The organism is Azospirillum sp. INR13, assembly GCF_015390205.1.
Lineage (GTDB): Bacteria > Pseudomonadota > Alphaproteobacteria > Azospirillales > Azospirillaceae > Azospirillum.
Map to the genome: position 1 here is coordinate 28,407 of NZ_VUOI01000009.1, position 26,278 is coordinate 54,684.

Genomic DNA, 26,278 nt, shown 5'->3' on the forward strand with positions numbered 1-26,278 from the left:
CCGGCGCATGCACAGCTCCTCTCGGCTTGCCCTCATGCTTTCCGCGACGGTCGCGGTCCTGTCGCTTGCCGGCTGCGGCGAACATGCGACCTTGCCGGTGTCGGCCGGCACCGGCCCCAACCCGACCCTGCCGGAACCGAAATCCACGCTGATCCCGACAGTGAACATCGCCGACGCCATAGGCTGGCCGCAGGGGGCGCAGCCGACGCCGGCGCAGGGGTTGAGCCTCACCGCCTTCGCCACCGGGCTGGACCATCCGCGCTGGATGCTGGCGCTGCCCAACGGCGACGTGCTGGTGGCGGAGACCAACGCCCCGCCCAAGCCGGAGGACGGCAAGGGCATCAAGGGATGGGTCATGGGGCTGGTGATGGACAAGGCAGGCGCCAAGACGCCCAGCGCCAACCGCATCACCCTGCTGCGCGACAGCGACGGCGACGGCAAGGCCGATGTCCGCGAACCTTTCCTGGAGGGGCTGAACTCCCCCTTCGGCATGGCCTTGGTCGGGAGCGACCTCTACATCGCCAACACCGACGCGGTGGTGAAGGTGCCCTACAAGGAGGGCGACACCCGGATTACGGCCCAGCCGGAGAAGATCGTCGATCTGCCGGGCGGGCCGCTGAACCATCACTGGACCAAGAACATCATCGCCAGCCGCGACGGCACCAAGCTGTATGCAACCACAGGTTCAAACAGCAACGTGGCCGAGAATGGGATGGAGGCGGAGGAAGGCCGCGCCGCCATCTGGGAAATCGACCTGAAGACGCGGTCGCACCGCATCTTCGCCTCCGGCCTGCGCAACCCCAACGGGTTGGATTGGGAGCCGACCGGCGGCGCCCTGTGGACCGCCGTCAACGAGCGCGACGAGATCGGCAGCGACCTTGTCCCCGATTACATGGCCTCGGTGAAGGACGGCGGCTTCTACGGCTGGCCCTACAGCTATTACGGCCAGCATGTCGATCGGCGGGTGGAGCCGCAGCGTCCCGATCTGGTCGCCAAGGCGATCCCGCCCGACTATGCGCTGGGTCCGCACACCGCGTCGCTGGGGCTTGCCTTCTCGCGGGAGGGCGAACTGCCGCAATCGCTGCAGCAGGGCGTGTTCATCGGCCAGCACGGCTCGTGGAACCGCGAGCCGCCCAGCGGCTACAAGGTGATCTTCGTGCCCTTCCGCGACGGCAAGCCGGCGGGCGAGCCGGTGGACGTGCTGACCGGCTTCCTCGACAAGGACGGCAAGGCCCAGGGCCGTCCCGTCGGCGTCATTCTGGACGGCAAGGGCGCGCTGCTGGTCGCAGACGATGTCGGCAACGCCATCTGGCGCGTCAGCGGCAGCGGAACGGCCCAGTCGGCGGAGCGGCCGGAGCAGCCGGAGCAGCCGGCACGGTAACGGGAGCCCTCCCCTTCCGCGGCGGATGGCGCGATACTGCGCCATGATCTATCTCGACCATCTGGCCTCGACGCCGCTCGACCCGCTGGTGCTGGAGGCGATGCTGCCCTGGATGAAGCCGGAGGCCGCCGGCAACCCGCACGCCGCCCATGCCGCCGGCTGGCGGGCCGCCGACGCCATCGAGCAGGCGCGGGCAGAGGTCGCCGCCCTGGTCGGCGCGCAGCCGGGCGAGGTGGTCTTCACCTCCGGCGCCACCGAGGCGAATGCGCTGGCCCTGCTGGGCGGAGTGCCGCCGGGAGGCGGCTGCGTCGTCTCGGCGGTGGAACATGCCAGCGTGCTCGGCTGCCTGCCAGAGCTGCGGCGGCGCGGCCATCCGGTCGTCGTGCTGCCGGTGGACGGGACCGGGCGGGTCGATCCCGCCGGGCTGGACCATGCATTGGCGGATCTGCCCGGAGCGGCGCTGGTGTCGGTGATGGCCGCGAACAACGAGGTGGGGACGGTCCAGCCGCTGGCGGAGCTGTCGGCGGTCGCCGCCCGCCATGGCGCGCTGATGCACAGCGATGCGGTGCAGGCGCTGAGCACGCGCATGTTCGACATGGCGGCGCTGGGACTGCACGGGCTGAGCCTGTCGGGACACAAGCTGTATGGTCCGATGGGGATCGGGGCGCTGGTCGTCCGCCAGACTTTCCGGCCGGCACCTCCGTCCCCCGGCGGCGGGCAACAGCGCGGCAGGCGAGCCGGAACCCTGCCGACGCCGCTCTGCGTCGGGCTGGGTGTCGCCTGCCGGCTGGCGCGGGAACGGCGGGAAGAGGACGCCCGCCGGATCGCGGAGTTGCGCGACCGGCTGTGGCGGCAGCTGCGCGAACGCTTGCCGGACATCCGCCGGAACGGGGCCGCAGAGGGCGGAGAGGGGCTGGCCGGCTGCCTGAACGTGACCGTTCCCGGCATCGATGCCGCCGACCGGTTGCTGGATCTGCCGGATCTGGCGGTCGCCACCGGCTCCGCCTGCCACAGCGGAGCGGGGGAGCCGTCGCATGTCCTGCTGGCGCTGGGCCTGTCCCCCGCCGATGCCCATGCCAGCCTGCGCTTCGGACTGGGCCGCGGAACGAAGGCGGTGGAGGTGGACGCGGCGGCCGAGCGGCTGGCGGGCCTGCTGGCACCCTGAGCGATCAGAACTGCAGCCGGGCGCCCAGCCTGACCACCGCGCCCATCGTTTCCGGACCGGTATCGAAGTTGGTGTCGGCGATCACCTGCCAGCGCGGCGTGATGCGATAGGTCAAGTCGGCCAGATACTGCTCGTTGGCTGCCGCGCCGTCAGGTGCCGACCGGCGCACCCGGAAGGACAGCGTCATGTCGCCCCGGCCATAGGCCAACCCGGCATTCAGGCTGCGGAAGGACGCGCCGTCCGCCTCCTCCTGCCGGCGCAGGTCGCCGTCCAGGGTGACGCTCTGCCAGGTGAACTGGCTCCCGACGATCCAGGACTGGCGCGGCAGGCGGCGGCTGTCTCTGCGCACCCGCGCCCGGCTGGTGCCGGCGGTCAGCCGGGCGTTGATCCCACCGAGTTGCAGGGTCTTGCGCACCGCCGCCTCCACCAGATGCAGCGCCTCGCGCGGGTCGGGCATGTCGGCGTTGCCGCGCGGCAGCGGGGTGTAGCTGGCGCCAAGCTCGAACCCGCGCAGCGGCGGGGTGTAGTAGGTCAGCTTGGCCGTGCGGCTTCCGGCACCCGCGGTGGCCGGCATCGCCGCGGTCCCCACCAGGCGGTTGCGGGCGCCATCGGCCTGTCCGATCTCCAGCTCGCCCCAGGAGACATCGACCTGCAAGAAATGACGCCGATCTGCAACACTACCCTTTTGATAGAGAATCTCAGCAGAGGCCTCGCCGGCCGAAAAAATCGCCACTGCCGCCAGAATTGGCATGGAAATTCGTCGTTGCATGGGCAAGACCTGTGCTGGTTGGCCGGGGGTCGACTGTCCATTTCGTCGATGCGGCCCTGTGTATCCTTTCCAGTTTGAGAGATGTTCGTCTAAAATTCTGACAAAACTGTGACCGGGACTTCGTTTGCTGCGGCGCAGAAATATACGGGGGTTCGCGGAATGCGCGAGGTCCGAGGGATAGTCAGGATGGGGAGAGAGGCCCGGGGATCAGCCAAGCCCCAGCTTCAAACTACAGCCTTCACCACAACGCCGGCATCTTCCAAGGCACGGCGGACTGCGGCGGCCATGGCGACGGCGGTGGGGGTGTCGCCGTGGACGCAGATGGTATCGGCGACGATCGGCAGGCGCGTGCCGTGGCGGCTTTCCACGGCGCCATCCAGCACCATCCGAACCACACGCGCTGCGGCCAGATCCGGGTCGTGGATCACCGATCCCGGAACTGTCCGCGGCGTCAACGTGCCGTCATCCTCATAGGTGCGGTCGGCAAAAGCCTCGCGGGCGATACGCAGGCCCATGTCCTGACCGGCGCGATCCATGGCGCTCAATGGCGGAACGACGAACAGCAGGGTGGGGTCCACCGCCTTGACGGCACGGGCGATGGCGCCGGCCAGATCCGGTTCCACCGCCGCCATGTTGTAAAGGGCGCCGTGTGGCTTCACATGGGTCACACGCTGGCCCGACAGGGCGGCGCAGGCCCGGAGCGCACCGACCTGATACGCGACCAAACGCTCCACCTCGGTGGCGGTGATGCCGCGAATGACGCGGCGGCCGAAGCCGGAGCGGTCCTCGAAGCCGGGATGGGCGCCGATGCGCACGCCCTTCTCACCGGCCAGCCGGGCGGTGTCGGCCATGATGGAGGGGTCGCCGGCATGGAAGCCGCAGGCGATGTTGGCCGATGTCACGATGTCGAGCATCGCGCGGTCGTCACCCATGGACCAGGCGCCATAGCCCTCGCCCATGTCGCAGTTCAGATCGATGCTCGGCATGCCGTCTCCCGCAAGTCGGTCGTCCAGGACTCAAGATGCGGGGAGAATACAGCGTTCCGGCCTGGCGGGGCAGAGGAAGCAGCCGGCCGGAACGACGTTGCGTCAGTCCTCCTGGTCGTCCAGCGACGCCAGTTCGGCCTCCACCGCGATCAGCCGTTCGCGCAGCCGCTGGCGTTCGGCCTCCAGCGCTTCGCGCCGGCTGACGTGATCGATGGTTTTGCTCCGCAGGTCGCGCTTGAAGCGGACGATCTCCGGCCGGGTGACGTCGGGACGGATCAGGTTGCGCTGGTCCGCCAACTGGAGCTGCTCGCTGGTCAGGGTGGCGAGCTGGTAGACCGTGGCGTAGCTGGGCGGCAGCTTGGAGCCGGGAAGGCGTCCACTGTCCACCGCCTCCGCCACCATGCGCAGCTGGTAGGCAACCTGATAGCCGAAGGGCAACTCGTTCTCGACCATCGCCTGGAACTCGCCATGGGGCAGGCGCATGCGGGCCTGGACCAGATAGCGGCCGATCAGCAGGAACTTCTCCTGGGCGCTGCGCCACAGGGTCGAGATCTCCTGCACGAACTCCTCGCGACGGACGAGGTCGACGGTCGCCTCCGCCATGCGCTCGATCCGCTCGTCCACCGCGATGTGGCGCCGGGCCTGGGCCTTGGAAACCTGCTTGAACCCGCTCATTGCGCCAGCTCCAGTTCATGACGGACGAAGGCCCAGACGCCGGCCACATGCTCGGCCCCCTTGCCGCCCTTCAGCTCCAAAAGTCCGATCCCGCGGCTGGCGGTGAACTGGATGTCCTCGTAATCCGGCACCTCGACCGGACAGATCCGGCCGTCGCCCAGCAGCTTGCGCTGAGCCTCGGTGAAGCCGCGGGTGCGCGGCTTGACGCGGTTCATCACGAAGGCCGCGTTCTTGCCGTATCGGCGGACGAAGCGCATCCAGGGCCGGACGGAGTCCAGGTCGTCGTCGCTCTGCCCGGTCGGCACCACGATCAGGTCGGAGGACAGGGCCAGCAGCTTGAACTCTTCCGGATGGTCCTCGATCGACGGCGGGGTGTCGATCACCAGCAGGTCGTAGCCGCCGATACCGTCCAGGGCGGCGCGGATGTCGCCCGGCGTCATGCCCGCTTCGAAATGGGTGATGGACGCCATGCCGTCCGGACGCTTGGCGAACCATTTGGTCAGGCTGCGCTGGGGGTCGAGATCGAGCGTCGCGACCGTGCAGCCGTCGAGCGCCGCCGCCACCGCGATGTTGCGGCTGAGCGTCGTCTTGCCGATCCCGCCCTTCGGGCCATTGACCAGCAAGCGCTTCACCGGTCCGTGCCCCGTGTCGTTGGTCATCTCATGTCCCTTTTCGCCATCGGCTGTGGACCCCTTTTAGCAAAGCGCGGACGTGACGCAAATCTAAGACATGTCTTAGGTCCGCACCGCCGGTGCAGGGTGTCACAACTGCCACAGACGGGCATCAGATAAGACTGAACTCCGATTGTCATCGCAGGCGGCGGATGGCCGAGGCCAGCACGGGACGCATTGCCGCATTTTTCGCATCGCCGCCGGCTTCGGCGCTTCGCTCACCGGCGATGGCGATGGCCCGCAGACGCTCGGCCAAGGCGCGTTCGGCGGCACAGGCCTCCTCGCACAGGGCGCGGATTTCGGCGATGCTGGGCCGCCATTTGCGGGTGCGGCGCCAGACCTTGGCCGCCTGATCGATCGCCCAGGCCGGGAACTCTCCCAAATCGTCCGCCCAGTCCATCGCGAGCAATTGCTCCACCTCCGGCGTCGTCGCCTTCGCCGGGAAATGGCTCAGCAGTGCCAGCACCCTGCCCAGCAGATGGTTGGCCGACGCAGGCGCGAGGATGCCGTCGTCGATCTCCCCAAGGGCTCGCCGGGCAAGAGCGGCGTGACGTGGCGTCACTCCGGCCGGTGGCGTCCAATCCTCCACCACGTCGGCGAAGCCGTCTTCGGTGAAACGGCTGTGGCGGCCGATCTGCCCGCGGTCGAGCAGTTGCCGCAAGGGGTCGGGCAGAGCCTCGCGCAGCATCCGGCTGCGCAGGGCCGGCGCCATGGCCGGGTCGAAGGGAAGCGGCAGGCCGGGTGACGGTGCCGGCGAGGCCGGGAACGGGTGAAGGTTGCTCATGCGCCCACTCCCCAGGGGTTGGCGGCGGTGGTGGTGGTGGCTCCGGGCTGGCCGTTCAGCCGGGCGGCGACGCTGGCCCAGGCCGACAGGCGCTGTTCGGCGTCCGCGGCCGGACGTGTGGCAGGACGGTTGGCTTTGGATTGGCCGGTCGGAGTGCGGGAGGGTTCCGCGGGCTGTTGCGCCATACGCGCCATGTCCTGCAGCAACCAGGAACGCCACGCGGCGGCCACGTCGCGGTAGCGGTAGCCATGGGCACGGCACTGCTGGACGAAGCGTTCGGCATGGCGGTCGAGATCGACGGCGGGAAAGCGCGTCGCTGCCCATTGGCGATCGGCCGCGGATGGAGTCCAGTCTTCGCCAACCTGTCCGGCAGCAGGTTGCGCAGCGGCCGGCTCCCCACCGATTGCCTGCCGTTCGCCCGCCCGCCGGTGGAGCGTGTCCGGAATCTGTTCAGGTTCAGGCTGTTCGTGACTCGCTGCTGGACAGGGGGAGTCCGTTGGCGAGTCAGCGGGGCTGTCCACCCCTGCACCCTCCCCGGCGCCGCCCGTGACGGTGAGCGCCAGCCAGTAGCGGCAGCTGAGACGGCCGCCGCTGGCCGACCGGCGGTGTTCGATGGCCACAAGCCCGAGCGCCTCCAGGCGACCCAGGATGCGGTTGACGGTCGGCCGGCTGCGTTTCAGCTTTCCCGCCAGCGTCGCTTGCGAGGGCCAGCAGACGCCCATGTCGTCGGCATAGGTGCTGAGGGCTGCCAGCACGGCGAGGCCATCGGCATCGAGATCGGGGTGATCCAGCCACCAGGCCGGAATCCGGCCCCAGCGGTTGGGGTTTGCGCTATGGTCGGTCATCTGTGGCGATACTCCTCCGTGCCGGCGGCCGGACAGGCTGCGGTGGCGGGTGGATGTCGTGATTTGGCAGGGAGGATTCGAAGCGGTCCGCGGCAGAGTCGAATCGCGGGCTCGCACTCCATAGAGCAGCAGCCCGCGGATGGTCAGCGATTGCCCGCGACCTTGAAGCCCCTGCCCGCGACCATGAAGCCATAGCCCGCGATGTCCCGCCGAATCGGAATCCTGGCGCTTCAGGCCGCGGATATGGAGCCCTTGCCCGCGATTGCCGGGCCGGATCCCGTCTGTCTTCGGGGCGATTTCCGGCTTCTTCCCGGCTGTGCCTGGAGCCATAGCCCGCGTTTCCCCGCCCGCCCGGATGTTCGGCAGCGATTGGGGTGGTTCGGAGGCCGCGCCGAGGGTGTGTTCGCCGGTCATGGAGCGGTAGCCCGCGGTTCTCCCCTGCCGTGCCGCGGCCGATTCTCTCCGATTCTTCAGGGAGTCGCGGTTCTGCGCCCAGGGAAGCCGGGACAAAGGCGGCAATCGCGGGCTATGGCTCCATGGTCGCGGGCCGTTGCTCCAGCACCGCGGGCTGTCGCGCCATGTGTGCGGGCTGTTGCTCCATCCCGGAGGCGGTAATTTCCTTCGGTTCTGTTGCGCCGGGGGGCTCCGCGCGCCATGGTTACTCCCGACCTTCGGAGACTTTCATGACCAAGATGGCCCCGACCAGCGCCGCGCAGCTCATCCTGTTCGAGCTGGAAGACCGTTCGCAATCGCATCTGATCGCGCTCTACGATCTGGCGCCCCGGTTCGTGTTCGTCTCCCGCGACAACGACAAGGAAAAGGTGGCGAAGGACAAGGGCGAGCTGGTCACCAAGGACAGTTTCATCAAGTCGGTACGGCGCGAGTTCGCGTTCCGCGGCCGCAACTATCGCCTGACCGTCCAACCCGCCCGTATCGACCGTCTGAGCACCGCGAAGAAGGAAGACCGCGCCCCCGGCAGCGGCCCGGATCTGGTGGAAGTCGAGATCTTCCCCTCGGAGCGCGAGCAGGTGGTGGAGCAGGTGGTGCGCCGCCTCGCCATGGACCGCTCGCGCCTGTCGTTGACCGGCGAGAACCGCGACAAGGTGCAGATGCGTTTCAGCCTGTACGAGATCCAGCGGGAACTGCGGGCGGTCAACCATACCCTGTCGATCCAGGACATCCGCGAATCCCTGACCATCCTGGCGCGGTCGCGCATCATCATCTCCACCGGCGGCAGTGCGGAGCCGGGGAAGAAGAGCCGCGGGCAGAATTTGCTGGAATCCACCGCATTCCCGGTGCTGGCCATCCGCTCCCGTCCCGATCTGGTCGATGAGGATGGCGGGGTCGAGGAGACCTATCTGGAATTCAACCCGCTGGTCTCCGCCGCCATCCGCGACCTGGAGTTCAAGCCGGTCTCCTACGCCTGGCTGATGAAGCTGAAGTCGCCGGTGTCGCGCTGGCTCTACAATCGCCTGTCCATCGAGTACGACACCGCCGACGACGATGCGAAACCGGTGTCGATCAGCGCCGACGAGATCATCAAGAACAGCGGCATGAACGAGTGGTCGCGCCGCCGCGACACGCTGCGCGTGGTGACGTCGGCCGTCGACGCGCTGGTGGACGAGGGGATCCTCGACGTCGCCGACAAGGAATACACCAAGGTCGGCAAGCGCATCGACGCCATCGACTATGTGCTGACGCCGTCGCAGAAGTTCCTGGATCAGGTCCGCCGCGGCCGCCGGGTGCAGATCACCAACATCGACCTGCTGAAGCAGATCGTCGGCAACGCCATGCGTCCGGACGGCTTCGTGCCGCTGAAGGCCGGCGAGGCGGCGGAGGTGCGCAACAAGCGCGCCAAGCGCCTGTCCGACCCTTCCAAGTCCGAACAGCCGTCCCTGCCGCTGCCGAAGAAATAGCGGGTCAGCGCGGCAGGAGCCGCCGCGCCAGCAGCGTGATGGCGGTGCCCAGCAGAGCGCCGGCCATTACGTCCGACACCCAATGGCGGTGCCGGACCACCCGTCCACCGGCGAGGGCCGCCGCGGTTCCGTAGATCACCAGGCTTTGTGCCGGCGACCGGCTGACCGCGGCCAGGGCGGTCGCCGCGGCGAAGGCGCTCGCGGCATGGCCCGACGGCAGCGAGCGCGCGCTGATCCGCCAGCCGGGCTTACGCCGCGGAGCGCATTCGTCGGGACGGCGGCGCTTGACGTAACGCTTGATCGAGCGGCTGGCAGTGGCGGTCGCCACAAGCCCGGCAACACCGACGCTGCCGACGCGGCGCAGGTCGGCCTGTCCGGTCAGCAGCCCGACGATGCCGGCGATGGCGAAGCCGGGGATCAGCACATGGCGTTTTATGGCGTAATGGCCCGCGGTTGCCAGGGCCTGACTGACCGGGCCGGGATCGCAGGTGACGATGTCGTGGACCTGCGCATCCAGAGTATCGACCGCGGTCAAGGCGGGCTGAAGGATAGTGGGGGCGGCGCGCCCGCCATAGCCGATGCCGCCACCCGGATTCTCGATGCCGCTCTGTTCGATGATGTCGCTCAACACCGGTCCCCTGCATTCCGCGCCGCAATATTGGTGCCGCAGGAGAACGCGGGGCGTGCGGGGGCGGTTCCGTGCCCCCGCTTCCTATCAGCCTTGCACCGGCCGCCAGCTGTTGAAGGCGTCGAGCAGCGCCGTCAGCACCCGCTGCAGCCGCTCCGCCCGGTCGGGACGGTAGGCGAAGGGCGGCGCCTCCTCGTCCATGTAGCGGTCCTGCGCCAGTTCCATCTGGATGGCGTGGACGCCGTTCGCCGGCTGACCGTAGGCGCGGGTGATATGGCCTCCGACGAAGCGGCCGTTGGTGACGCAGGTCATCCCTTCCGCCGCTGCGGCACTCTCCATCGCCGCGACGACGCGGGCGGCCAACTGCGGGTCGATGCTGGCGCCGCGGGCGGTGCCGAGGTTCAGGTCGGGCAGCCGTCCGTCGAACAGGCGCGGCACATGGCTGCGGATCGAATGGGCGTCGTACAGCAGGGCGAAGCCGTGGCGCGCCTTCACCCGCGCCAGCTCCGCCGCCAGCGCATCGTGGTAGGGGCGCCAGTGGGTCTCCACCCGCTGCGCCACCTCCGCCGCGTCGGGTGCCTGTCCGTCGCGGTAGAGCGGCGTGCCGTCGAACATCACCTCCGGGCACAGGCCGGTGGTCGCCTGTCCGGGATAGAGGCTCTCCCCAGTGGAGGAGCGGTTGAGATCGACCACGTAACGGGAATAGCGGGCGCTTAGCATCGTTGCGCCCAGGCCGGTCGCGAATCCGTACAGGCGCGGGATGTGCCAGTCGGTGTCGCGCAGGGTCAGCGCCTCGTCCGTCAGGCGGTCGGCCAGACCGGGGGAGAGGGCGGTGCCGCAATGGGGCATGCTGACGACCAGCGGGCCGTCGCCTTGAACCAGATCGAAGATGGTGTCGGTCATTGTGCGGTCTCCAGGGATACCGGCATCAGATGGTCGAGCGCGCCGTTGCGCACCAGGGTGCCGATGGCCGCCAGATCCGGGGCGAAATAGCGGTCGACCTCGTAACGCGGCACCTCGGCGCGGATGGCGGCGATGGCCTGCTCCAGCCGGTCGGTGGTCTTCAGCGGGCGATGGAACTCCAGGCCCTGAATCGCGGCCAAAAGCTCTATGCCGACGATGTCGGCGACATTGCAGGATATGTCGCCCAGCCGCCGCGCCGCGAAGGTCGCCATGCTGACATGGTCCTCCTGGTTGGCGGAGGTCGGCAGGCTGTCGACGCTGGCGGGGTGGGCGAGGGACTTGTTCTCCGACGCCAGGGCCGCGGCGGTGACATGGGCGATCATGAAGCCGGAATTCAGGCCGGGCTCGGCGACCAGGAAGGGCGGCAGGCCGCTGATGGTGGTGTCGATCAGCATGGCGATGCGGCGCTCGGCCAGCGCGCCGATCTCCGACGCGGCGATGGCGAGCTGGTCGGCGGCCATCGCCACCGGCTCCGCATGGAAGTTGCCGCCGGACAGCACCTCGTCGGTGTCGACCAGAACCAGCGGGTTGTCGGTGACGCCGTTCGCCTCGATCACCAGCGTGCGCGCCGCCTGCCGCATCTGGTCCAGCACCGCGCCCATCACCTGCGGCTGGCAGCGCAGGCTGTAGGGATCCTGCACCCGGTGGCAATCGGGGCCCTGGTGGCTGGCGTTCAACTCGCTGCCGGCCAGCACCTCGCGGAAGGCGGCGGCGACGGCGATCTGGCCGGGCTGGCCGCGCAGCGCGCTGATGCGGGCGTCGAAGGGACGGTGGCTGCCCATGACGGCCTCGACCGACAGGGAGCCGGCGACCAGCGCCGCCTTGAAGGTGCGTTCGATCTCGAACAGCCCGGCGAGCGCGAGGCCGGTCGACACCTGTGTGCCGTTGATCAGCGCCAGCCCTTCCTTGGCCTTCAGGTCGAAGACCGGCAGACCGGCGATGCGCAGCCCCTCTTCCGCCGGCAGCGTCTCGCCCTTCACCCGGACATGGCCGATGCCGAGCAGCACGCCGCACAGATGGGCCAGCGGCGCCAGATCGCCCGAAGCGCCGACGGAGCCCTTGCCCGGCACCACCGGCAGCACGTCGGCCTCGTAGAGCTTCAGCAGCGCATCGACCAGCGCCGGACGGACGCCCGAGGCGCCGACCGCGAGGCTGACCGCCTTGATGACCAGGATCAGCCGCACGACACCATCGGCCAGCGGGGCGCCGACGCCGGTGGCGTGCGACAGGATCAGGTTGCGCTGGAGCGTTTCCAGATCCGAGGCGGCGATGTGGGTGTGGGCCAGCTTGCCGAAGCCGGTGTTGACGCCATAGACCGCCTCGTCGCCGCCGGCGATCTTGTCGATCAGGGCGCGGGAGCGCTCCATCCGCGGATAGGCCGCCGGGTCGAGCGTCAGGGCCGGACGGCCGCGGTAGACGCTGCGCAGCGTGTCGAGCGACAGCGCGCCCGGAACCAGGGTGATGGTCTCGCTCATCCCAGAAGTCTCCCAAGTGTCTTTTTGAAGCGGTCGGCGATCTCCTCCTCCTGCGGGTGGCGGCGGTCGCGGACGATTGCGCGTCCGGCGATCACCACGTCGCGCACGAGGGGGGCGTTGCCGGCGAAGATCCAGCCATCCAGCAGCGCGTCGCCGGTGCGTGCCGCCAGCAGCGGGTGGTCGGTGTCGAGCACGACGAGATCGGCGCGGAGACCGGCGGCGATGCGCCCGGCCTGGAAGCCTGTCGCCTGCGCGCCGCCGGCCTGGGCGTCCTCCACCAGCCGGCGCGCGGTGGAGCGGCGGGGGCCGCCGGCCAGCACGGTGCGCCGGCCGCTGGTCAGCCGCGCGCCGTATTCCAGCCAGCGCAGCTCCTCCACCGGGCTGACGGAGATGTGGCTGTCGGAGCCGATGCCCCAGCGCCCGCCCTGGCTCATGTAGGAGTCGGTGGCGAAGAAGCCGTCGCCGAGATTGGCCTCGGTTGTCGGGCAGAGGCCGGCGACGGCAGCGCTGGCGGCGACGCCCGTCACCTCCGCGTCCGTCATGTGGGTGGCGTGGATCAGGCACCATCGGGCGTCGACCGGCTGGGTTTCCAGCAGATGCTCGACCGGGCGGCGGCCATGATGGGCGAGGCAGTCCTCGACTTCCCGGCGCTGCTCGGCGATGTGGATGTGGATCGGGCCTTGCGGGTGGGCGGCGACGGTCTCCGTCAGCAACCCGTCCGGCACTGCGCGCAGCGAATGCGGGGCGATGCCGAGGCGCACGTCGTCGACCTTGCCATAGGCATCGCGCAGGGCCGCGGTCAGCCGGGCGAACCCTGCCCCGTCATGGATGAAGCGGCGCTGTCCGGCGGTCGGCGGCGTGCCGCCGAAGCCCGAAGCGTTGTAGAGCACCGGCAGCAGCGTGATCGGCAGCCCGGCGGTCCGCGCGGCGGCGACGGCGCGGTGGCTCATCTCCGCCGGGTCGGCGTAGGCGCGCCCGTCGCGGTCATGGTGCAGGTAATGGAATTCGGCGACGGCGGTGAAGCCGGCCTTCAGCGTCTCCACATAAAGCTGGGCGGCGACCGCCTCGAAATCCTCCGGCCCCATGCGGTCGAGCGCGCGGTACATCACCTCGCGCCAGCTCCAGAAACTGTCGGAGCCCTCGCCGGAGGACTCGCCCATGCCGGCGATGGCGCGCTGGTGGGCGTGGGAATGCAGGTTGGCGATGCCGGCGACCGCCGCCCCGGCGAAGCGCTCCGCATCGGCCGGGCAGGCGGCATTGGGCGTGGCCGAGACGATCCGGCCGCGCTCGTCCGTCGTGACCAGCACATTCTCCGCCCAGCCGTCCGGCAGCAGCGCCGAGGCAAAAAACAGGTTGCTCATGAGGGCGCCCTCGCTATTATAGACAACACTATACAAGTATAGGCAACCTGCTGCCAAGAGGGTTGCTGCACGAACTTGTAGGAAGGAGCCGAACCGATGCCGACCAGCGCGCCGTGGGATTCCCTGTGGATCGACCTGTCCGTCGCGACGATGAGCGACGGGGACGGCTACGGCGCCATCGCCGATGCGGCGGTCGGCATCAAGGATGGCCGCATCGCCTTCGTCGGACGCCGCGCCGACCTGACCGATGCGCCCGACGCGCTGGCGAGCCAGGTCCATTCGGGGCAGGGCGGCTGGATGACCCCCGGACTGATCGACTGTCACACCCATCTCGCTTATGGCGGCAACCGCGCCCGCGAGTTCGAGATGCGGCTGAACGGCGCGACCTATGAGGAGATCGCGCGGGCCGGCGGCGGCATCCTGTCCACCGTCACCGCCACCCGCGCCGCCAGCGAGGACCAGCTTCTGGCCGCCACCCTGCCGCGGCTGGACAGCCTGCTGGCCGAAGGCGTCACGACGGTGGAGGTCAAGTCCGGCTACGGGCTCGACACCGAAACCGAGACGCGCATGCTCTGCGTCGCCCGCCGGCTGGCCCAGGTCCGGCCGGTGGAGGTCCGCACCACCTATCTCGGCGCCCATGCCCTGCCGCCGGAGTTCAAGACCGACCCGGACGGTTACATCGACCGCATCTGCGCCGAGACGCTGCCGGCCATCGCCGAAGCCGGGCTGGCCGACGCGGTGGATGCCTTCTGCGAGGGCATCGGCTTCTCGGTTGCCCAGACCCGCCGGGTGTTCGAGGCGGCGAAGCGGCTCGGCCTGCCGGTCAAGCTGCATGCCGAACAGCTGAGCAACCTCGGCGGCGCCCGGCTGGTGGCGGAGTTCGGCGGGCTGTCGGCCGACCATATCGAGCATCTGGACGAGGAGGGCGTCGTCGCCATGGCCAAGGCCGGCACGGTGGCGGTTCTGCTGCCCGGCGCCTTCTATGCCTTGCGCGAGACCAGGCTGCCGCCCATCGACCTGCTGCGCCGCCATGGCGTGCCGATGGCGCTGTCCACCGACAACAATCCCGGCACCTCGCCGGTCACCTCGCTGCTGCTGATGCTGTCGATGGGCTGCACCTTCTTCCGCCTGACCCCGGCGGAGGCGCTGGCCGGCATCACCCGCCATGCGGCGAAGGCGCTGGGGCTGGACGACCGCGGCGTGATCGCGCCGGGCAAGCGCGCCGATCTGGCGGTCTGGCGCATCGAGCATCCGGCGGAGCTGGCCTACGCCATCGGCCTCAACCCCTGCATGGCGGTGGTCAATGGCGGGGTGGTCCGCAAGCCGCGTGTGGAGGCCGCATGAGCGACGTCATCTCCACCGCCCAGCCGCGCTATGCCCAGATCAAGGAGGCCATCCGCCGCCGGATCAGCTCCGGCGACTGGCCGGAAGGCTTCCAGATCCCCTCGGAGCACAAGCTGCTGGAGGAATTCTCGGTCAGCCGCATGACGGTCCACCGCGCGCTGCGCGACCTGACCGACGAGGGGCTGCTGACCCGCGTGCAGGGGCTGGGCACCTTCGTCGCCGAACGGCCGCCCAGCACCGACGTGGTGGAGCTGCGCAGCATCGCCGACGAGATCGCCGAGCGCGGCAACGTCCATTCCTGCCGGGTGGAGCAATTGCTCGCGGTTACCGCCGATGCCGGGCTGGCCCGCCGCTTCAACCTGCCGGTGGGCGCGAAGCTGTTCCATTCCGTCGTCATCCACAGCGAGAGCGACGTGCCGGTCCAGCTGGAGGAACGCTGGGTCAACCCGGCGGTGGCCCCCGACTATCTCGACCAGGACTTCACCCGCCAGACTCCGGGCGAATACCTGATCCGGCTGGAATCCTCGCCGCAGGTCGAGCATGTCATCGAAGCGGTGTCGCCGACGCCGGAGATCGCCCGGCTGCTGGACATCCCCGTCACCGAACCCTGCCTGCGCGTGACCCGCCGCACCTGGGTTGGCGGACGGGTGGTGACGGTGGCGATGCTGGTCCATCCCGGCAGCCGCTACCGGCTGGGCGCGCGCTTCCAACTGCCGCCCCATTAGCAAGAACCGACCCTAGAAACGCACCTCCCTGCCACCAGGAGCCATCACCAGATGTCATCCCGCCTCGACAACCAGCGCGTCATCCGTGCCCCGCACGGCCCCGAACTGAGCTGCAAGAGCTGGCTCGCCGAGGCGCCGATGCGCATGCTGATGAACAACCTCGACCCCGACGTCGCCGAACGGCCGCAGGAGCTGGTCGTCTATGGCGGTATCGGCCGCGCCGCCCGCGACTGGGAGAGCTTCGACCGCATCGTCTCGGCGCTGAAGACGCTGAACGACGACGAGACCCTGCTGGTCCAGTCGGGCAAGCCGGTCGGCGTCTTCCGCACCCATGCCGACGCGCCGCGCGTGCTGATCGCCAACTCCAACCTCGTGCCGCGCTGGGCGACCTGGGAGCATTTCAACGAGCTGGACCGCAAGGGTCTGGCGATGTACGGCCAGATGACCGCCGGCAGCTGGATCTACATCGGCAGCCAGGGCATCGTGCAGGGCACCTACGAGACCTTCGTCGAGGCCGGGCGCCAGCACTACAACGGCGACCTGAAGGGCAAGTGGATACTGACCGGCGGCCTCGGCGGAATGGGCGGGGCGCAGCCGCTGGCCGCGACCATGGCCGGGGCCTGCATGCTGGCGGTCGAATGCCGCCCCAGCAGCATCGAGATGCGCATCCGCACCGGCTATCTCGACCGCCACACCGCCGACCTCGACGAGGCGCTGGCCTGGATCGACGAGGCGTGTGCGAAGGGCGAGGCGATCTCGGTCGGCCTGCTCGGCAACGCGGCAGACGTGTTCCCGGAACTGGCTCGCCGCGCCGGCACCGACATCAAGGCCCGGCCGCACATCGTCACCGACCAGACCTCCGCCCATGATCCGGTGAACGGCTATCTGCCGCAGGGCTGGACGCTGGAGGAATGGGAGAGCGCCCGCGAGAGCCAGCCGGCCGCGGTGGCCGCCGCCGCGCGCAAGTCGATGCGGGTGCAGGTCGAGGCGATGCTGGCCTTCCACGCCATGGGCATCCCGACCGTCGATTACGGCAACAACATCCGCCAGATGGCGAAGGAGGAGGGGCTGGAGAACGCCTTCGACTTCCCCGGCTTCGTCCCCGCCTATATCCGCCCGCTGTTCTGCCGCGGCGTTGGCCCCTTCCGCTGGGCCGCCCTGTCCGGCGACCCGGAGGACATCCGCAAGACCGACGCCAAGGTGAAGGAGCTGATCCCCGACGATCCGCACCTGCACAACTGGCTCGACATGGCGGCCAAGCGCATCCAGTTCCAGGCCTGCCGGCGCGCATCTGCTGGGTCGGGCTGGGGCAGCGCCACCGCCTGGGCCTCGCCTTCAACGAGATGGTGAAGTCGGGCGAGTTGAAGGCCCCCATCGTCATCGCCGCGACCATCTCGACAGCGGTTCCGTCGCCAGCCCGAACCGCGAGACCGAGGCGATGAAGGACGGCACCGATGCCGTGTCGGACTGGCCGCTGCTGAACGCGCTGCTGAACACCGCCAGCGGGGCGACCTGGGTCAGCCTGCACCATGGCGGCGGCGTCGGCATGGGCTTCTCGCAGCATTCGGGCATGGTCATCGTCTGCGACGGCAGCGACGCCGCGGCCAAGCGGCTGGAGCGCGTGCTGTGGAACGATCCGGCCACCGGCGTGATGCGCCATGCCGACGCCGGCTATGACATCGCCATCGACTGCGCCAAGGAGCAGGGGCTGAACCTGCCGTTTTTGAAGTAAGCGGGGAGGGTGTTGGTGAGGTGCTTCCCCTTCTCCCCCCTGGGGAGAGGGGCGGGGTGAGGGGGATGCATTTCAGGAATTTTGCGAAAGTCCCGCCGCGCGTCCCCCTCACCCTAACCCTCTCCCCGGGGGGAGAGGGGATCCTACGTCATCCCAGCGCCGGCAGTTGCGGTGTCAGCGCCAGATGCAGTTCGTGGCGCCCGTCGGGCATGCCGGGGCGATGGCCGAAATCGAGCGCGATGCCGCTCACCTTCATGCCGTTCGCCGCGGCGTGGGCGTGCAGCCGGGCGAAGCCGTCCGGGATGGCGGAGACCGGGCCGTCATGGATGAGCCGCAGATAGCGGCCGGCATCGAGATCGACGCGGACCATGCCCGGCGGGATCTCCGTGGCCGTGGCGGCAAGGAATCCCACCAGTTCGCGCTGCATCCCGTTCTCCTCCGGCAGCGACACCGCCGCGAAGGAGGTCGCGCCGCTGTCGGCGGTGAACAGGCGCTCCCAAGCCGCCGATACCGCCGCCGGCAGATCCTCCCGCGTCGCCTCGACCATCAAGCCGATGGCGGTCAGTTCGGGATAGCTCACCGTTTCGATCATGACAGTCCCTTGCTTGCTTAGAGGTCCGGGTCGGCCAGCAGCCGGGCGAGGACCGGACCGGCGGAGCCGTTGCCGACCGGCGTGCCGTCCACCGACAGCAGCGGGCGCAGGCCCAGGCTGTTGGTCAGGATCGCCTCGTCGGCGCGGGCGAAATCGTCGGGGATGAGCGGCGACTCCACCGCGCCGTGGCGCTCCAGGATAAGGGCGCGGCGGATGCCGGGAAGGGCACCGTCGGCGACCGGCGGGGTCAGCAGCCGGCCGCCGACCGACAGGAAGAGGTTGGCGATGCTGGATTCGGCCAGACGGCCGGCGCCGTTCAGCAGCAGCGCCTCGTCTGCGCTGCGCTCCGCCGCCTCCTGCCGGGCCAGGATGGACTCCAGGTAGTTCAGCGACTTCAGCCGCGACAGTGGCGAGTGTTCGTTGCGGCGGGTGCTGCGGGCGATCACGGCGGCGACCGGCGCCGTCATATGGACGGCGGGGGCGACCGTCATCATCACGGTCGGGCGGGCGTCCGGCGGCGGCAGCACCCCGCGGGCGCCGGTGCCGCGCGACAGGGTCAGGCGCAGCACGCCGTCAGCGGTGCCGGTCGCCTCGATCAGCGCCTCCATCGCCTTCGATAGGGCTGCGGCCTCATATGGCAGCGGCAGGCGCAGCAGAGCGGTCCCGGCGGACAGCCGGCCGAGATGGCGGGACAGGTGGCGCGGTGCGCCGCCCTTGACGCGGATCGTCTCGAACAGCCCGTCGCCCAGGGTGAAGCCGCGGTCGGCCGGGTCGATCCGCGCCTCCGCAGCCGGCATCAGCCGCCCGTTCAGCCAGATGGTCATGCCATTCCCTCCACTGCCGGGTCTCCTGCCGCGCGCAGCTGGGCGCGGGCCTTGACCAGCATCTCCTCATGTTCCGCCGCCGGATCGGAATCGGCGACGATGCCGCCTCCGGCCTGGGCGATGACGTGGTCCTGCGTCACCGACAGGGTGCGGATGACGATGTTGCTGTCCATGGCGCCGTCGAAGCCGATCCAGGCGACCGAGCCGCAATAGGCGCCGCGGCGGGCGACCTCCAGCTCGTCGATGATCTGCATGGCGCGGATCTTCGGCGCGCCGGTGATCGATCCGCCGGGGCAGGCGGCGCGCAGCAGATCGACCGGACCCAGCCCCGGCAGCAGCCGGGAGGTGACGACCGATACCAGATGATGGACGCTGGCGAAGCTCTCAAGCCCGAACAGCACCGGCACCCTGACGCTGCCGACCTCCGACACGCGCGCCAGATCGTTGCGCAGCAGATCGGTGATCATCAGGTTTTCCGCCCGGTCCTTGATGCTGGCCGACAGCTCTGCCGCGGCCGCCGCGTCGGTCGCCGGATCGGCATGGCGCGGGCGGGTGCCCTTGATCGGCCGCGTCTCGATGGTCCGGTCGGCGCACAGCCGGATGAAGCGCTCGGGCGAGGCACCCGCCAGCCGCAGCCGGGGCCGCAGTTCAGGAAGGCGGCGAAGGGTGCCGGGCTGAGACGGCGCAGACGCTCGTACAGCGCATAGGCGTCAAGCGTCCCGTCCACGTCGGCCAGGAAACGCTGGGTGAAGTTCGCCTGATAGATGTCGCCGGCGCGGATGTACTCCAGCACCCGGCCGACCCGGTCGAGATAGTCGGGACGCGACAGCTCCGACCGCCAGCGCAGCGGGGCCGGTCCGGCCGATTGTTCCGGTGCCGGAACGGACAGCCGCGCGGCCATGCGGCGGGCGCGCTCCTCCGCCTCCGGCCGGGCGGCGATGGCCCAGGCGCTCTGCGTCTTGCGGTCGAAGGCGGCGACCACATCGTAGAGGCCGAAGGCCATGTCCGGCTGTCCGCCCGGATTGCCATGGCGGGAGCGCAGCCCTTCCAAAGCCGTTCCGGCCTCGTAACCGACGAAGCCCACCGCCCCGCCGGTGAAGGGAACCGGGCCGATGGAGGGCAGGGGATATGCTGCCAGCGCCCGTTCCAGTGCGTCGAAGGGACTGCCGGACACCGGCGCCCCATCGACCAGCGTCCGTCCGCCGATGGATTCGACCGTTTGGAACGGTTCCGCAACGATATACGAATGGCGCCCGTTCTGCGGATGGGGCGCCGCGCTGTCGAGCAGCATGGCCCAGGGCTGGGTGGCCCAGGGGCGGAACAGGGCGGCGGGGTCGCCGCAGGAGATCGGAATGGTCAGCATGGCGGGGGCAATCGGCCGGCGGCTCACATCAAGATGGTGGCGCCGCCGTCCACGACCAAGACATGGCCGTTGACATAGGACGCCGCGGCCGACGCCAGGAATACCGCCGCCCCGGCGATCTCCTCCGGCCGGCCCCAGCGGCGCAACGGCGTGCGGTTGGCGAAATAGGCCCCGCGCTCGGGATCGGCGGCGATGGCCGCATTCGTTTCGGTTGCGAAAAAGCCCGGCGCGATGGCGTTGCTGGTCAGGCCATGCGGACCGTATTCGGCGGCCAATGCCCGCACCATGCCGTTCAGCCCGGCTTTCGCCGAGGCATAGACGCTGTCGTTGGCCCGCGAGATCTGCCCGGCGACCGAGGTGATGGCGATCAGACGGCCCCGGCCCCGCGGCAGCATCAGGCGCGCTGCCTCCCTTGCCAGGATGAGGCTGGAGGCCAGATCGACGTCGAGAAGAGCCATGATCTCGTCATCGGTCAACTCGGCCAGCGGCTTGCGGTTGCGCTGCCCGACATTCTGGACCAGCACGTCGAGCCGCCCATGGTCGCGGTCGATCCGGGCGAAGGCATCGCGCACCGCCGCCCGATCCGACACGTCGAAGGCCAGGGCCGAAGCGGTCCCGCCGGCAGTCCGTATCTCCTCGACACGCGCCTCCAGCGTCGCGGCGTCGCGGCCGTTCAGCAGCACATGCGCACCCGACCCGGCCAGCGCCCGCGCGATCTCCAGCCCCAGGCCGCGGCCCGACCCGGTGACGAGCGCCACCTGTCCGGTGAGCGAGAAAGTCGACAGATAGGGTGGGATCGTCGCGGCCATGTCTGCCCCCCAGGCTGTTGCGGCGCCGCCCGTGCTGGGGGCGGCGGCGGAGATTTAGCAGACCCGCAGGCCCGATGGCACCCCGCATGCTGCCGGGGTGTCGAATCGGGGCGCATGGTCACGCCGGACGGTCGTCGTGCAGGAGCCATCCGGCTGCCCGGGCAGGGAGGAACCGCTCTGCCACGGTTGATCGTCTGGCTCAAATGCCATTAAAGGCTGAAGAAATTTCACGAAAACAGCGCCTTCAGGAGATCAGGTAATCAAGGTCGATAATAGTTCGGGCATCCATCCCCGCTGTTCGATGAAAAGCGGATTGTTCGAGTGGTGGTACTTCTTTCGCCGACACCTCGTTATTTCGTATAGTGGGTTTGCGGAACAGGGCCGCAAGCGACCGCGGATGTCGGCGCACGGTTCGTCACAGGGAGACAGGGCATGACACGAGCGCGTTCCAACGCGGTGATCGGGGCCGTGAAGGCCGGCGACATCATGATCAAGCATCGGCACGGCCTGGGCGCCACCGGTATCGCCATCAAGATCGGCCAGCTGTTCAGCCGGGGAAAGTCGGACTTCATCCATGCCGGCATCGCGAGTTCCCCCACGACCATCATCGAGATGGACGGTGACGGGCTGCAGGAAAACAACCTGCTGACCAAGAACGCCAACTACAGCTATGACGTCTTCCGCTGCACCACCCCCGGCATCGGCGAAGGGGCGGCGCAGACTGCGATCATGATGCGGCAGGGCATCGTCGGCGGCGGCTTCGCCCAAGGGGGCACCACCCAGATGCCCTACACCATCGGCGGCGCCGTCAAGTCGCTCGGCCGCGGGGGTGGCGTGCAGTCCACCGACCGCATCAACACCCTGCTCGACCAGCTGATGGCCGGCGGGCGGGAGGCCTTCTTCTGCTCCGGCCATGTGGTTTATTGCTATCTGGTGGCGATGGAGCAGTCGAACATCGCGGTCCAGGGCAGCTTCCCGCTGCAGAACATGCAGGCAGTCTTCGGTATGGAGGCGCGTTACTACAACCCCTCCTTCCTCCACCATCATCTCAGCAACAATCAGCATTTCAGGCGCGTGGGCAAGGTCAAGGGCGCCGTGCTGGTCTGATCCGTCCGACCGTCACCCGGCCATGAAAAAGGCCCCGGTTGCGACGCATCCGGGGCCTTCTCCGTTACTGCGGGAGGCTGGTCAGTGGACCGACGCCTCCCGCGCCGTGGCGGCGCTCGCCACCGGCGGCAGGGCAAAGCCGAGCGGCGGACGCTCTGGCGCCTTGAAGCCGTGCGCGCGGTCCTCCTCGACCACCACGCCGTCCAGCGCCAGCCGGCCGTCGACCACCGACAGGGTCATGGTGGTCTTGCCCTCTACCTCCTCGTCGAGCAGACGCTCGGCGATGGGGTCCTCGACAAGGCCCCGGATGGCCCGCTTCAGCGGACGGGCGCCGAAGGCCGGATCCCAGCCGAGATCGCCCAGCCGCCGCTTCGCCGCCGCGTCCGCCGCCAGCGTGACGCCGCGCTCTGCCAGCCGCTCGTTGACGCGGGCGAGCTGGATGTCGACGATGCGCGACATCTGGTCCCGGCCCAGCCGGCGGAAGATCAGGACATCGTCCAACCGGTTGAGGAACTCCGGCCGGAAGGCCTTGCGGACCGCGTCCATCACCTCGACCGTCGCGCCGGCCATATCCTCGTGGTCGCCCAAGGCGCTCAGCGCCTCGGCCCCCAGGTTGGAGGTCATGATGAGGATGGCGTGGCGGAAATCGGCGGTGCGGCCTTGCCCATCGGTCAGCCGTCCGTCGTCGAGCGCCTGCAGCAGGACGTTCAGCACGTCGGGATGCGCCTTCTCCACCTCGTCCAACAGCACGACCTGATAGGGCCGGCGCCGGATGCGTTCGGCCAACGAACCGCCGTCGTCATAGCCGACATAGCCCGGCGGCGAGCCGATCATGCGGCTGACCGCGTGCTTTTCCATGTACTCCGACATGTCGAGCCGGGTGATCGCCGTCTCGTCGTCGAACAGGAAGGCGGCCAGCGCCTTGGCCAACTCGGTCTTGCCGACGCCGGTGGGGCCCAGGAACAGGAAGGAGCCGGTCGGGCGGCTGGGGTCCTTCAGCCCGGCACGGGCACGCCGCACCGCCTTGGACACCGCTCGCACGGCCTCCTTCTGGCCGACGACGCGCTCGGCCAGCTTGTCCTCCATGCCCTTCAGCCGCTGGCGTTCGCCCTCCAGCATCCGTTCGACCGGAATGCCGGTCCAGCGGGTGACGACGGCGCCGATGTCCTTGGCCGTCACCTCGTCACGCTCCGTGCTGGCGCGCGATTCGGCCTCGGCCAAACGTTTCTCCAGGTCGGGCACCACGCCATAGGCCAGCTCGCCGGCCTTGGCCCAGTCGCCGTCGCGCTGGGCGCGCTCCAACCTGGTGCGGGCCTGGTCAAGCTCCTCCTTCAGGCGGCGGCCCTCGGTGCGGCGGGACTGCGAGGCGCGCCATTCCTCTTCCATCGAGGACTGGCGGGCTTCCGCCTCGACCAGTTCGCCTTCGAGGACGTGCAGCCGTTCCTGCGACGCGGCGTCCGGCTCTGCCTTCAGCGCTTCGCGCTCGATCTTCAACTGGGCCACCCGGCGGTCGACGGCGTCAAGCGCCTCCGGCTTGCTGTCGATGGCCATGCGCAGGCGGCTCGCCGCCTCGTCCACGAGGTCGATGGCCTTGTCGGGCAGCCGGCGGTCGCCGATGTAGCGCGCCGACAGGCTGACCGCCGCGACCACCGCCGCATCGGCGATGCGCACGCCGTGGTGCACCTCGTACTTGCCCTTGATGCCGCGCAGGATCGACACCGCATCGTCCACCGTCGGCTCGTCCACCGTCACCGGCTGGAAGCGGCGGGCCAGCGCCGCGTCCTTCTCGATGTACTTGCGGTACTCGTCCGGCGTGGTGGCGCCGACGCAGCGCAGCTCGCCTCTGGCCAGCGCGGGCTTCAGCATGTTGGCGGCGTCCATCGCCCCATCGGTGCGGCCGGCGCCGATCAGGGTGTGCAGTTCGTCGATGAACAGGATGATGCGGCCGTTGGCCTCCTGCACCTCGCTCAGAACCGACTTCAGTCGTTCCTCGAACTCGCCGCGGAACTTGGCGCCGGCCAGCAGGGCAGTGAGGTCGAGCGCCAGGACGCGCCGGTCCTTCAGCCCTTCCGGCACGTCGCCGGAGGCCAGGCGCTGGGCCAGACCTTCGACCACGGCGGTCTTGCCGACGCCGGGCTCGCCGATCAGGACAGGGTTGTTCTTGGTGCGGCGGGCCAGGACCTGGATGGTGCGGCGGATCTCGTCGTCACGGCCGATGACCGGGTCGAGCCGGCCCTGCCGCGCCTCTTCCGTCAGGTCGCGGGTGTAGCGGGCCAGCGCCTCGCCGGAGGTGGTTTCGGTCTCCGCGTCGGCGGGATGGTCCTTGCGCTGGGCATCGGCGGCTGCGGCCAAAGCGTCGGCATCGACGCCGGCGCGGCGGAACAGCGCGCGCAGCGGGCCGCTCTGGCGGGCGAGGCTCTCCAGCAGCCGTTCGGCGGTGACGAAGCGGTCGCCGCCGCTGCGCGCCGAGGCGACGGCGCCCTGCAGCACGGCGGCCAGCGCCGGCGACATGTAGAGCGGCTGCGGGCCTTCGTTGGCGCCGGGCTGGACCGGAGCGCGGGACAGCTGGTCCTCGGTCGCGGACTTCAGCAGGTCGGGATCGCCGCCGGTATCGCGCACCAGACGCGCCGCCACGCCACTGGCGTCGTCGATCAGGGCCTTCAGCAGATGTTCGGGGAGAAGCTGTTGATGCCGCTCGGCGAGGGCGGCGATCTGCGCGGCCTGAATGACGCCACGCGCACGATCGGTGAATTGACCGAAGTCCATCCGGCACTCCGTTTCCAAGGTCTTCCGCCCAGTCATCCGGCGCGGAACGGCGCCTCCGCGGTCCGCAAAATGCGCGACCGCCCGGTGCCTGATGGGTAAATGGTTAACGGATTTGCGGCGATCAAGAGGGGGGTAGTTGCGGCACCACTCTGACGAAAATTGCACCAAAACCTGATTGGCAACTGGTATGAAAGCGCGAACTTTCATAGACGCCATCCATTCGAAACCTATGCCATGCCGGTTGTCACAACCAAAACATGCGACATCAAAGAGCGGCTTTCACACGCATTCGTAGCCATGGTTGCGGCGCGTGCCGGCTGTCAGGTTTTCACCCCAGAAGTGGATCGCAATGGCGTGGACCTGTGGATATCGCCGGTTGAAGGGTCTCTCACTGCAAGGATCCTGATCCAACTGAAGGCGACGGTCCGCCTTGCAAGAATCGACAGTGGACGTGCCTTGTCCTTTCCGTTGGACCGTCGCACCTATGATCTCATACGCCGGCCGGCGAGTTGCCCGGTTTTGCTGGTTGTGATGGATCTGCCGGACGATCCTGATGATTGGCTCGAAGTGGACTCCGATGCCGCCGTCATGCGCGGTACCGCTTATTGGGTCGATATGCGAGGTGCTCCGGACGTCGGAACAAAGAGCGTCGCCGTTCGTATTTCGCCGGACAGCCTGTTCGATCATCATGCTATCCTTGATCTGCTGGAGCGGGCCGACTTTGCCGGTCGGGGAGGTTCTTGAATGTCTACCGACATGATAACTGCAAAGATGCTCGATACGGCGGAGTCGCTGACTCCAGACGACATCGTCACCTATCTCAAAGGCAATGGTTGGGTGGATGCAGGTCCATATGGATCTCTGGCAAGATTGTATCGCCTACAAGTCAACGAACAGGTTTATGAAGCCGTTATCCCCAACACACAGGATGCCGGGGATTTCAAATGGCGTATGGTCGATTTGTTCCATTCCCTTGCCAAGGCCAAAAATAAACAACCGAAAGAATTCTGCGAGGAACTGGACGATTACAGAAGGAAGAAGTATTCAGAACAGCAGGCAGCGCTCAACGACAGCGCAAAAATCGAGTCGTCTCGACCCTTCAGGGGTATGAACAGCGATAGAGCAGATCTTGCACTAGCTATAAAAGCATGCCTTGATTCTTTAGGGAGCGACGCCGCCCGCAGCGATCTATACGACTTGGCCAAGTTTATAGAACTAGCTGCTTTGGCCGCGGAGGAGGCAGCGTTGTCAACCTCCGGGGGCGCCTCTCAGTTCAATGAACTGAGAGATTTTCTGAATCAATCATCCAATTTCCGAAAGCACTGATTCCTCCCATATTGACACGCGATCCTCGCCGTCCTCTTCATAGCCCCGCGATATGGGCGGCAAGGATTCCG

At 68.7% G+C, this 26,278-nt stretch carries 24 protein-coding genes and 1 pseudogene; 9 read left to right on the plus strand and 16 right to left on the minus strand.

The features are described 5' to 3' along the window. Positions 1 to 34: 34 nt before the first annotated feature. Both F1643_RS09610 and F1643_RS09615 read left to right on the plus strand, forming a co-directional pair. Positions 35 to 1,381: a sorbosone dehydrogenase family protein gene (locus tag F1643_RS09610; RefSeq protein ID WP_194912807.1), complete on the plus strand. Its 1,347-nt coding sequence runs from the start codon at positions 35 to 37 to the stop codon at positions 1,379 to 1,381. Between the two features lie 43 nt (positions 1,382 to 1,424). Further along, positions 1,425 to 2,546: a cysteine desulfurase family protein gene (locus tag F1643_RS09615; protein WP_194912808.1), complete on the plus strand. Its 1,122-nt coding sequence runs from the start codon at positions 1,425 to 1,427 to the stop codon at positions 2,544 to 2,546. 4 nt (positions 2,547 to 2,550) lie between these two features. Here the strand turns inward: F1643_RS09615 and F1643_RS09620 are convergent, their stop codons facing one another. The 6 genes from F1643_RS09620 to F1643_RS09645 all read right to left on the minus strand — a co-directional run bounded on the left by F1643_RS09620 (position 2,551) and on the right by F1643_RS09645 (position 7,276). Beyond that, the gene (locus tag F1643_RS09620; protein WP_370540552.1) at positions 2,551 to 3,315 is read right to left on the minus strand and encodes a porin; all 765 of its coding nucleotides are present in this window, start codon (positions 3,313 to 3,315) and stop codon (positions 2,551 to 2,553) included. Positions 3,316 to 3,539: 224 nt separating this feature from the next. Continuing rightward, complete coding sequence (locus F1643_RS09625; RefSeq protein ID WP_194912810.1) at positions 3,540 to 4,301, minus strand: LamB/YcsF family protein; 762 nt, start codon at positions 4,299 to 4,301, stop codon at positions 3,540 to 3,542. A 102-nt stretch (positions 4,302 to 4,403) separates the two neighbouring features. Beyond that, positions 4,404 to 4,976, minus strand: a complete 573-nt coding sequence (locus F1643_RS09630) for a hypothetical protein (RefSeq protein ID WP_149225747.1) — start codon at positions 4,974 to 4,976, stop codon at positions 4,404 to 4,406. Continuing rightward, entirely contained in the window at positions 4,973 to 5,635 is a 663-nt protein-coding gene (locus F1643_RS09635) for a ParA family protein (protein ID WP_194912812.1), read from the minus strand. The genes F1643_RS09630 and F1643_RS09635 overlap by 4 nt, the downstream gene beginning before the upstream one ends. Before the next feature lie 148 nt (positions 5,636 to 5,783). Then, the gene (locus tag F1643_RS09640) at positions 5,784 to 6,431 is read right to left on the minus strand and encodes a hypothetical protein (protein WP_194912814.1); all 648 of its coding nucleotides are present in this window, start codon (positions 6,429 to 6,431) and stop codon (positions 5,784 to 5,786) included. Continuing rightward, positions 6,428 to 7,276, minus strand: a complete 849-nt coding sequence (locus F1643_RS09645; RefSeq protein ID WP_194912816.1) for a helix-turn-helix domain-containing protein — start codon at positions 7,274 to 7,276, stop codon at positions 6,428 to 6,430. Before F1643_RS09645 ends, F1643_RS09640 begins: the two co-directional genes overlap by 4 nt. Positions 7,277 to 7,959: 683 nt before the next feature. Between F1643_RS09645 and F1643_RS09650 the strand changes: the two genes are divergently transcribed. Continuing rightward, positions 7,960 to 9,192 (plus strand): plasmid replication protein, encoded by a 1,233-nt coding sequence (locus F1643_RS09650; protein ID WP_194912818.1) that lies wholly within the window; start codon positions 7,960 to 7,962, stop codon positions 9,190 to 9,192. Between the two features lie 4 nt (positions 9,193 to 9,196). Here the strand turns inward: F1643_RS09650 and F1643_RS09655 are convergent, their stop codons facing one another. From F1643_RS09655 to F1643_RS09670, 4 genes are all read right to left on the minus strand, one after another. Then, positions 9,197 to 9,820 (minus strand): phosphatase PAP2 family protein, encoded by a 624-nt coding sequence (locus tag F1643_RS09655; RefSeq protein ID WP_255542596.1) that lies wholly within the window; start codon positions 9,818 to 9,820, stop codon positions 9,197 to 9,199. Positions 9,821 to 9,907: 87 nt separating this feature from the next. Continuing rightward, on the minus strand, positions 9,908 to 10,723 hold the full coding sequence (hutG, locus tag F1643_RS09660) for an N-formylglutamate deformylase (RefSeq protein WP_194912820.1): 816 nt from the start codon (positions 10,721 to 10,723) through the stop codon (positions 9,908 to 9,910). Then, entirely contained in the window at positions 10,720 to 12,258 is a 1,539-nt protein-coding gene (gene hutH, locus F1643_RS09665) for a histidine ammonia-lyase (protein WP_194912822.1), read from the minus strand. The genes hutG and hutH overlap by 4 nt, the downstream gene beginning before the upstream one ends. Then, a complete protein-coding gene (locus F1643_RS09670) occupies positions 12,255 to 13,619 on the minus strand; it encodes a formimidoylglutamate deiminase (RefSeq protein ID WP_194912824.1) in 1,365 nt (454 codons plus the stop codon). The genes hutH and F1643_RS09670 overlap by 4 nt, the downstream gene beginning before the upstream one ends. A gap of 96 nt (positions 13,620 to 13,715) precedes the next feature. Between F1643_RS09670 and hutI the strand changes: the two genes are divergently transcribed. The 3 genes and pseudogenes from hutI (at position 13,716) to hutU (ending at position 17,420) form a co-directional block, all read left to right on the plus strand. Next, positions 13,716 to 14,963 (plus strand): imidazolonepropionase, encoded by a 1,248-nt coding sequence (gene hutI, locus F1643_RS09675; RefSeq protein ID WP_194912825.1) that lies wholly within the window; start codon positions 13,716 to 13,718, stop codon positions 14,961 to 14,963. After that, complete coding sequence (gene hutC / locus F1643_RS09680; protein WP_194912826.1) at positions 14,960 to 15,688, plus strand: histidine utilization repressor; 729 nt, start codon at positions 14,960 to 14,962, stop codon at positions 15,686 to 15,688. The genes hutI and hutC overlap by 4 nt, the downstream gene beginning before the upstream one ends. Before the next feature lie 138 nt (positions 15,689 to 15,826). Further along, positions 15,827 to 17,420, plus strand: a pseudogene (gene hutU / locus F1643_RS09685) (urocanate hydratase). Positions 17,421 to 17,568: 148 nt separating this feature from the next. Here hutU and F1643_RS09690 read toward each other — a convergent pair. The 5 genes from F1643_RS09690 to F1643_RS09705 are packed head-to-tail and all read right to left on the minus strand — an operon-like array spanning position 17,569 to position 21,008. Continuing rightward, positions 17,569 to 18,012: a GyrI-like domain-containing protein gene (locus tag F1643_RS09690; protein ID WP_194912827.1), complete on the minus strand. Its 444-nt coding sequence runs from the start codon at positions 18,010 to 18,012 to the stop codon at positions 17,569 to 17,571. A gap of 17 nt (positions 18,013 to 18,029) precedes the next feature. Beyond that, entirely contained in the window at positions 18,030 to 18,836 is an 807-nt protein-coding gene (locus tag F1643_RS09695; RefSeq protein ID WP_194912828.1) for an aminotransferase class IV, read from the minus strand. Further along, positions 18,833 to 19,414, minus strand: coding sequence for an anthranilate synthase component I family protein (locus tag F1643_RS22785; RefSeq protein ID WP_370540555.1), 582 nt, complete (start codon positions 19,412 to 19,414; stop codon positions 18,833 to 18,835). Before F1643_RS22785 ends, F1643_RS09695 begins: the two co-directional genes overlap by 4 nt. After that, positions 19,303 to 20,199 (minus strand): chorismate-binding protein, encoded by an 897-nt coding sequence (locus F1643_RS22790; protein WP_370540553.1) that lies wholly within the window; start codon positions 20,197 to 20,199, stop codon positions 19,303 to 19,305. Before F1643_RS22790 ends, F1643_RS22785 begins: the two co-directional genes overlap by 112 nt. Before the next feature lie 23 nt (positions 20,200 to 20,222). Then, positions 20,223 to 21,008, minus strand: coding sequence for an SDR family oxidoreductase (locus F1643_RS09705; protein WP_194912831.1), 786 nt, complete (start codon positions 21,006 to 21,008; stop codon positions 20,223 to 20,225). Positions 21,009 to 21,440: 432 nt separating this feature from the next. On the opposite strand from F1643_RS09705, the gene F1643_RS09710 reads away from it, so the two are divergent. Next, positions 21,441 to 22,115 (plus strand): hypothetical protein, encoded by a 675-nt coding sequence (locus F1643_RS09710; protein ID WP_149225763.1) that lies wholly within the window; start codon positions 21,441 to 21,443, stop codon positions 22,113 to 22,115. An 81-nt stretch (positions 22,116 to 22,196) separates the two neighbouring features. Here F1643_RS09710 and clpB read toward each other — a convergent pair whose 3' ends face one another. Continuing rightward, positions 22,197 to 24,881 (minus strand): ATP-dependent chaperone ClpB, encoded by a 2,685-nt coding sequence (clpB, locus tag F1643_RS09715; RefSeq protein ID WP_194912833.1) that lies wholly within the window; start codon positions 24,879 to 24,881, stop codon positions 22,197 to 22,199. 159 nt (positions 24,882 to 25,040) lie between these two features. Here clpB and F1643_RS09720 point away from each other — a divergent pair, with 159 nt between their 5' ends. Together F1643_RS09720 and F1643_RS09725 are read left to right on the plus strand one after the other, a co-directional pair. After that, positions 25,041 to 25,625, plus strand: coding sequence for a DUF4365 domain-containing protein (locus tag F1643_RS09720; protein ID WP_255542598.1), 585 nt, complete (start codon positions 25,041 to 25,043; stop codon positions 25,623 to 25,625). Then, positions 25,626 to 26,207, plus strand: a complete 582-nt coding sequence (locus F1643_RS09725; RefSeq protein WP_194912949.1) for a hypothetical protein — start codon at positions 25,626 to 25,628, stop codon at positions 26,205 to 26,207. Positions 26,208 to 26,278 lie beyond the last annotated feature (71 nt).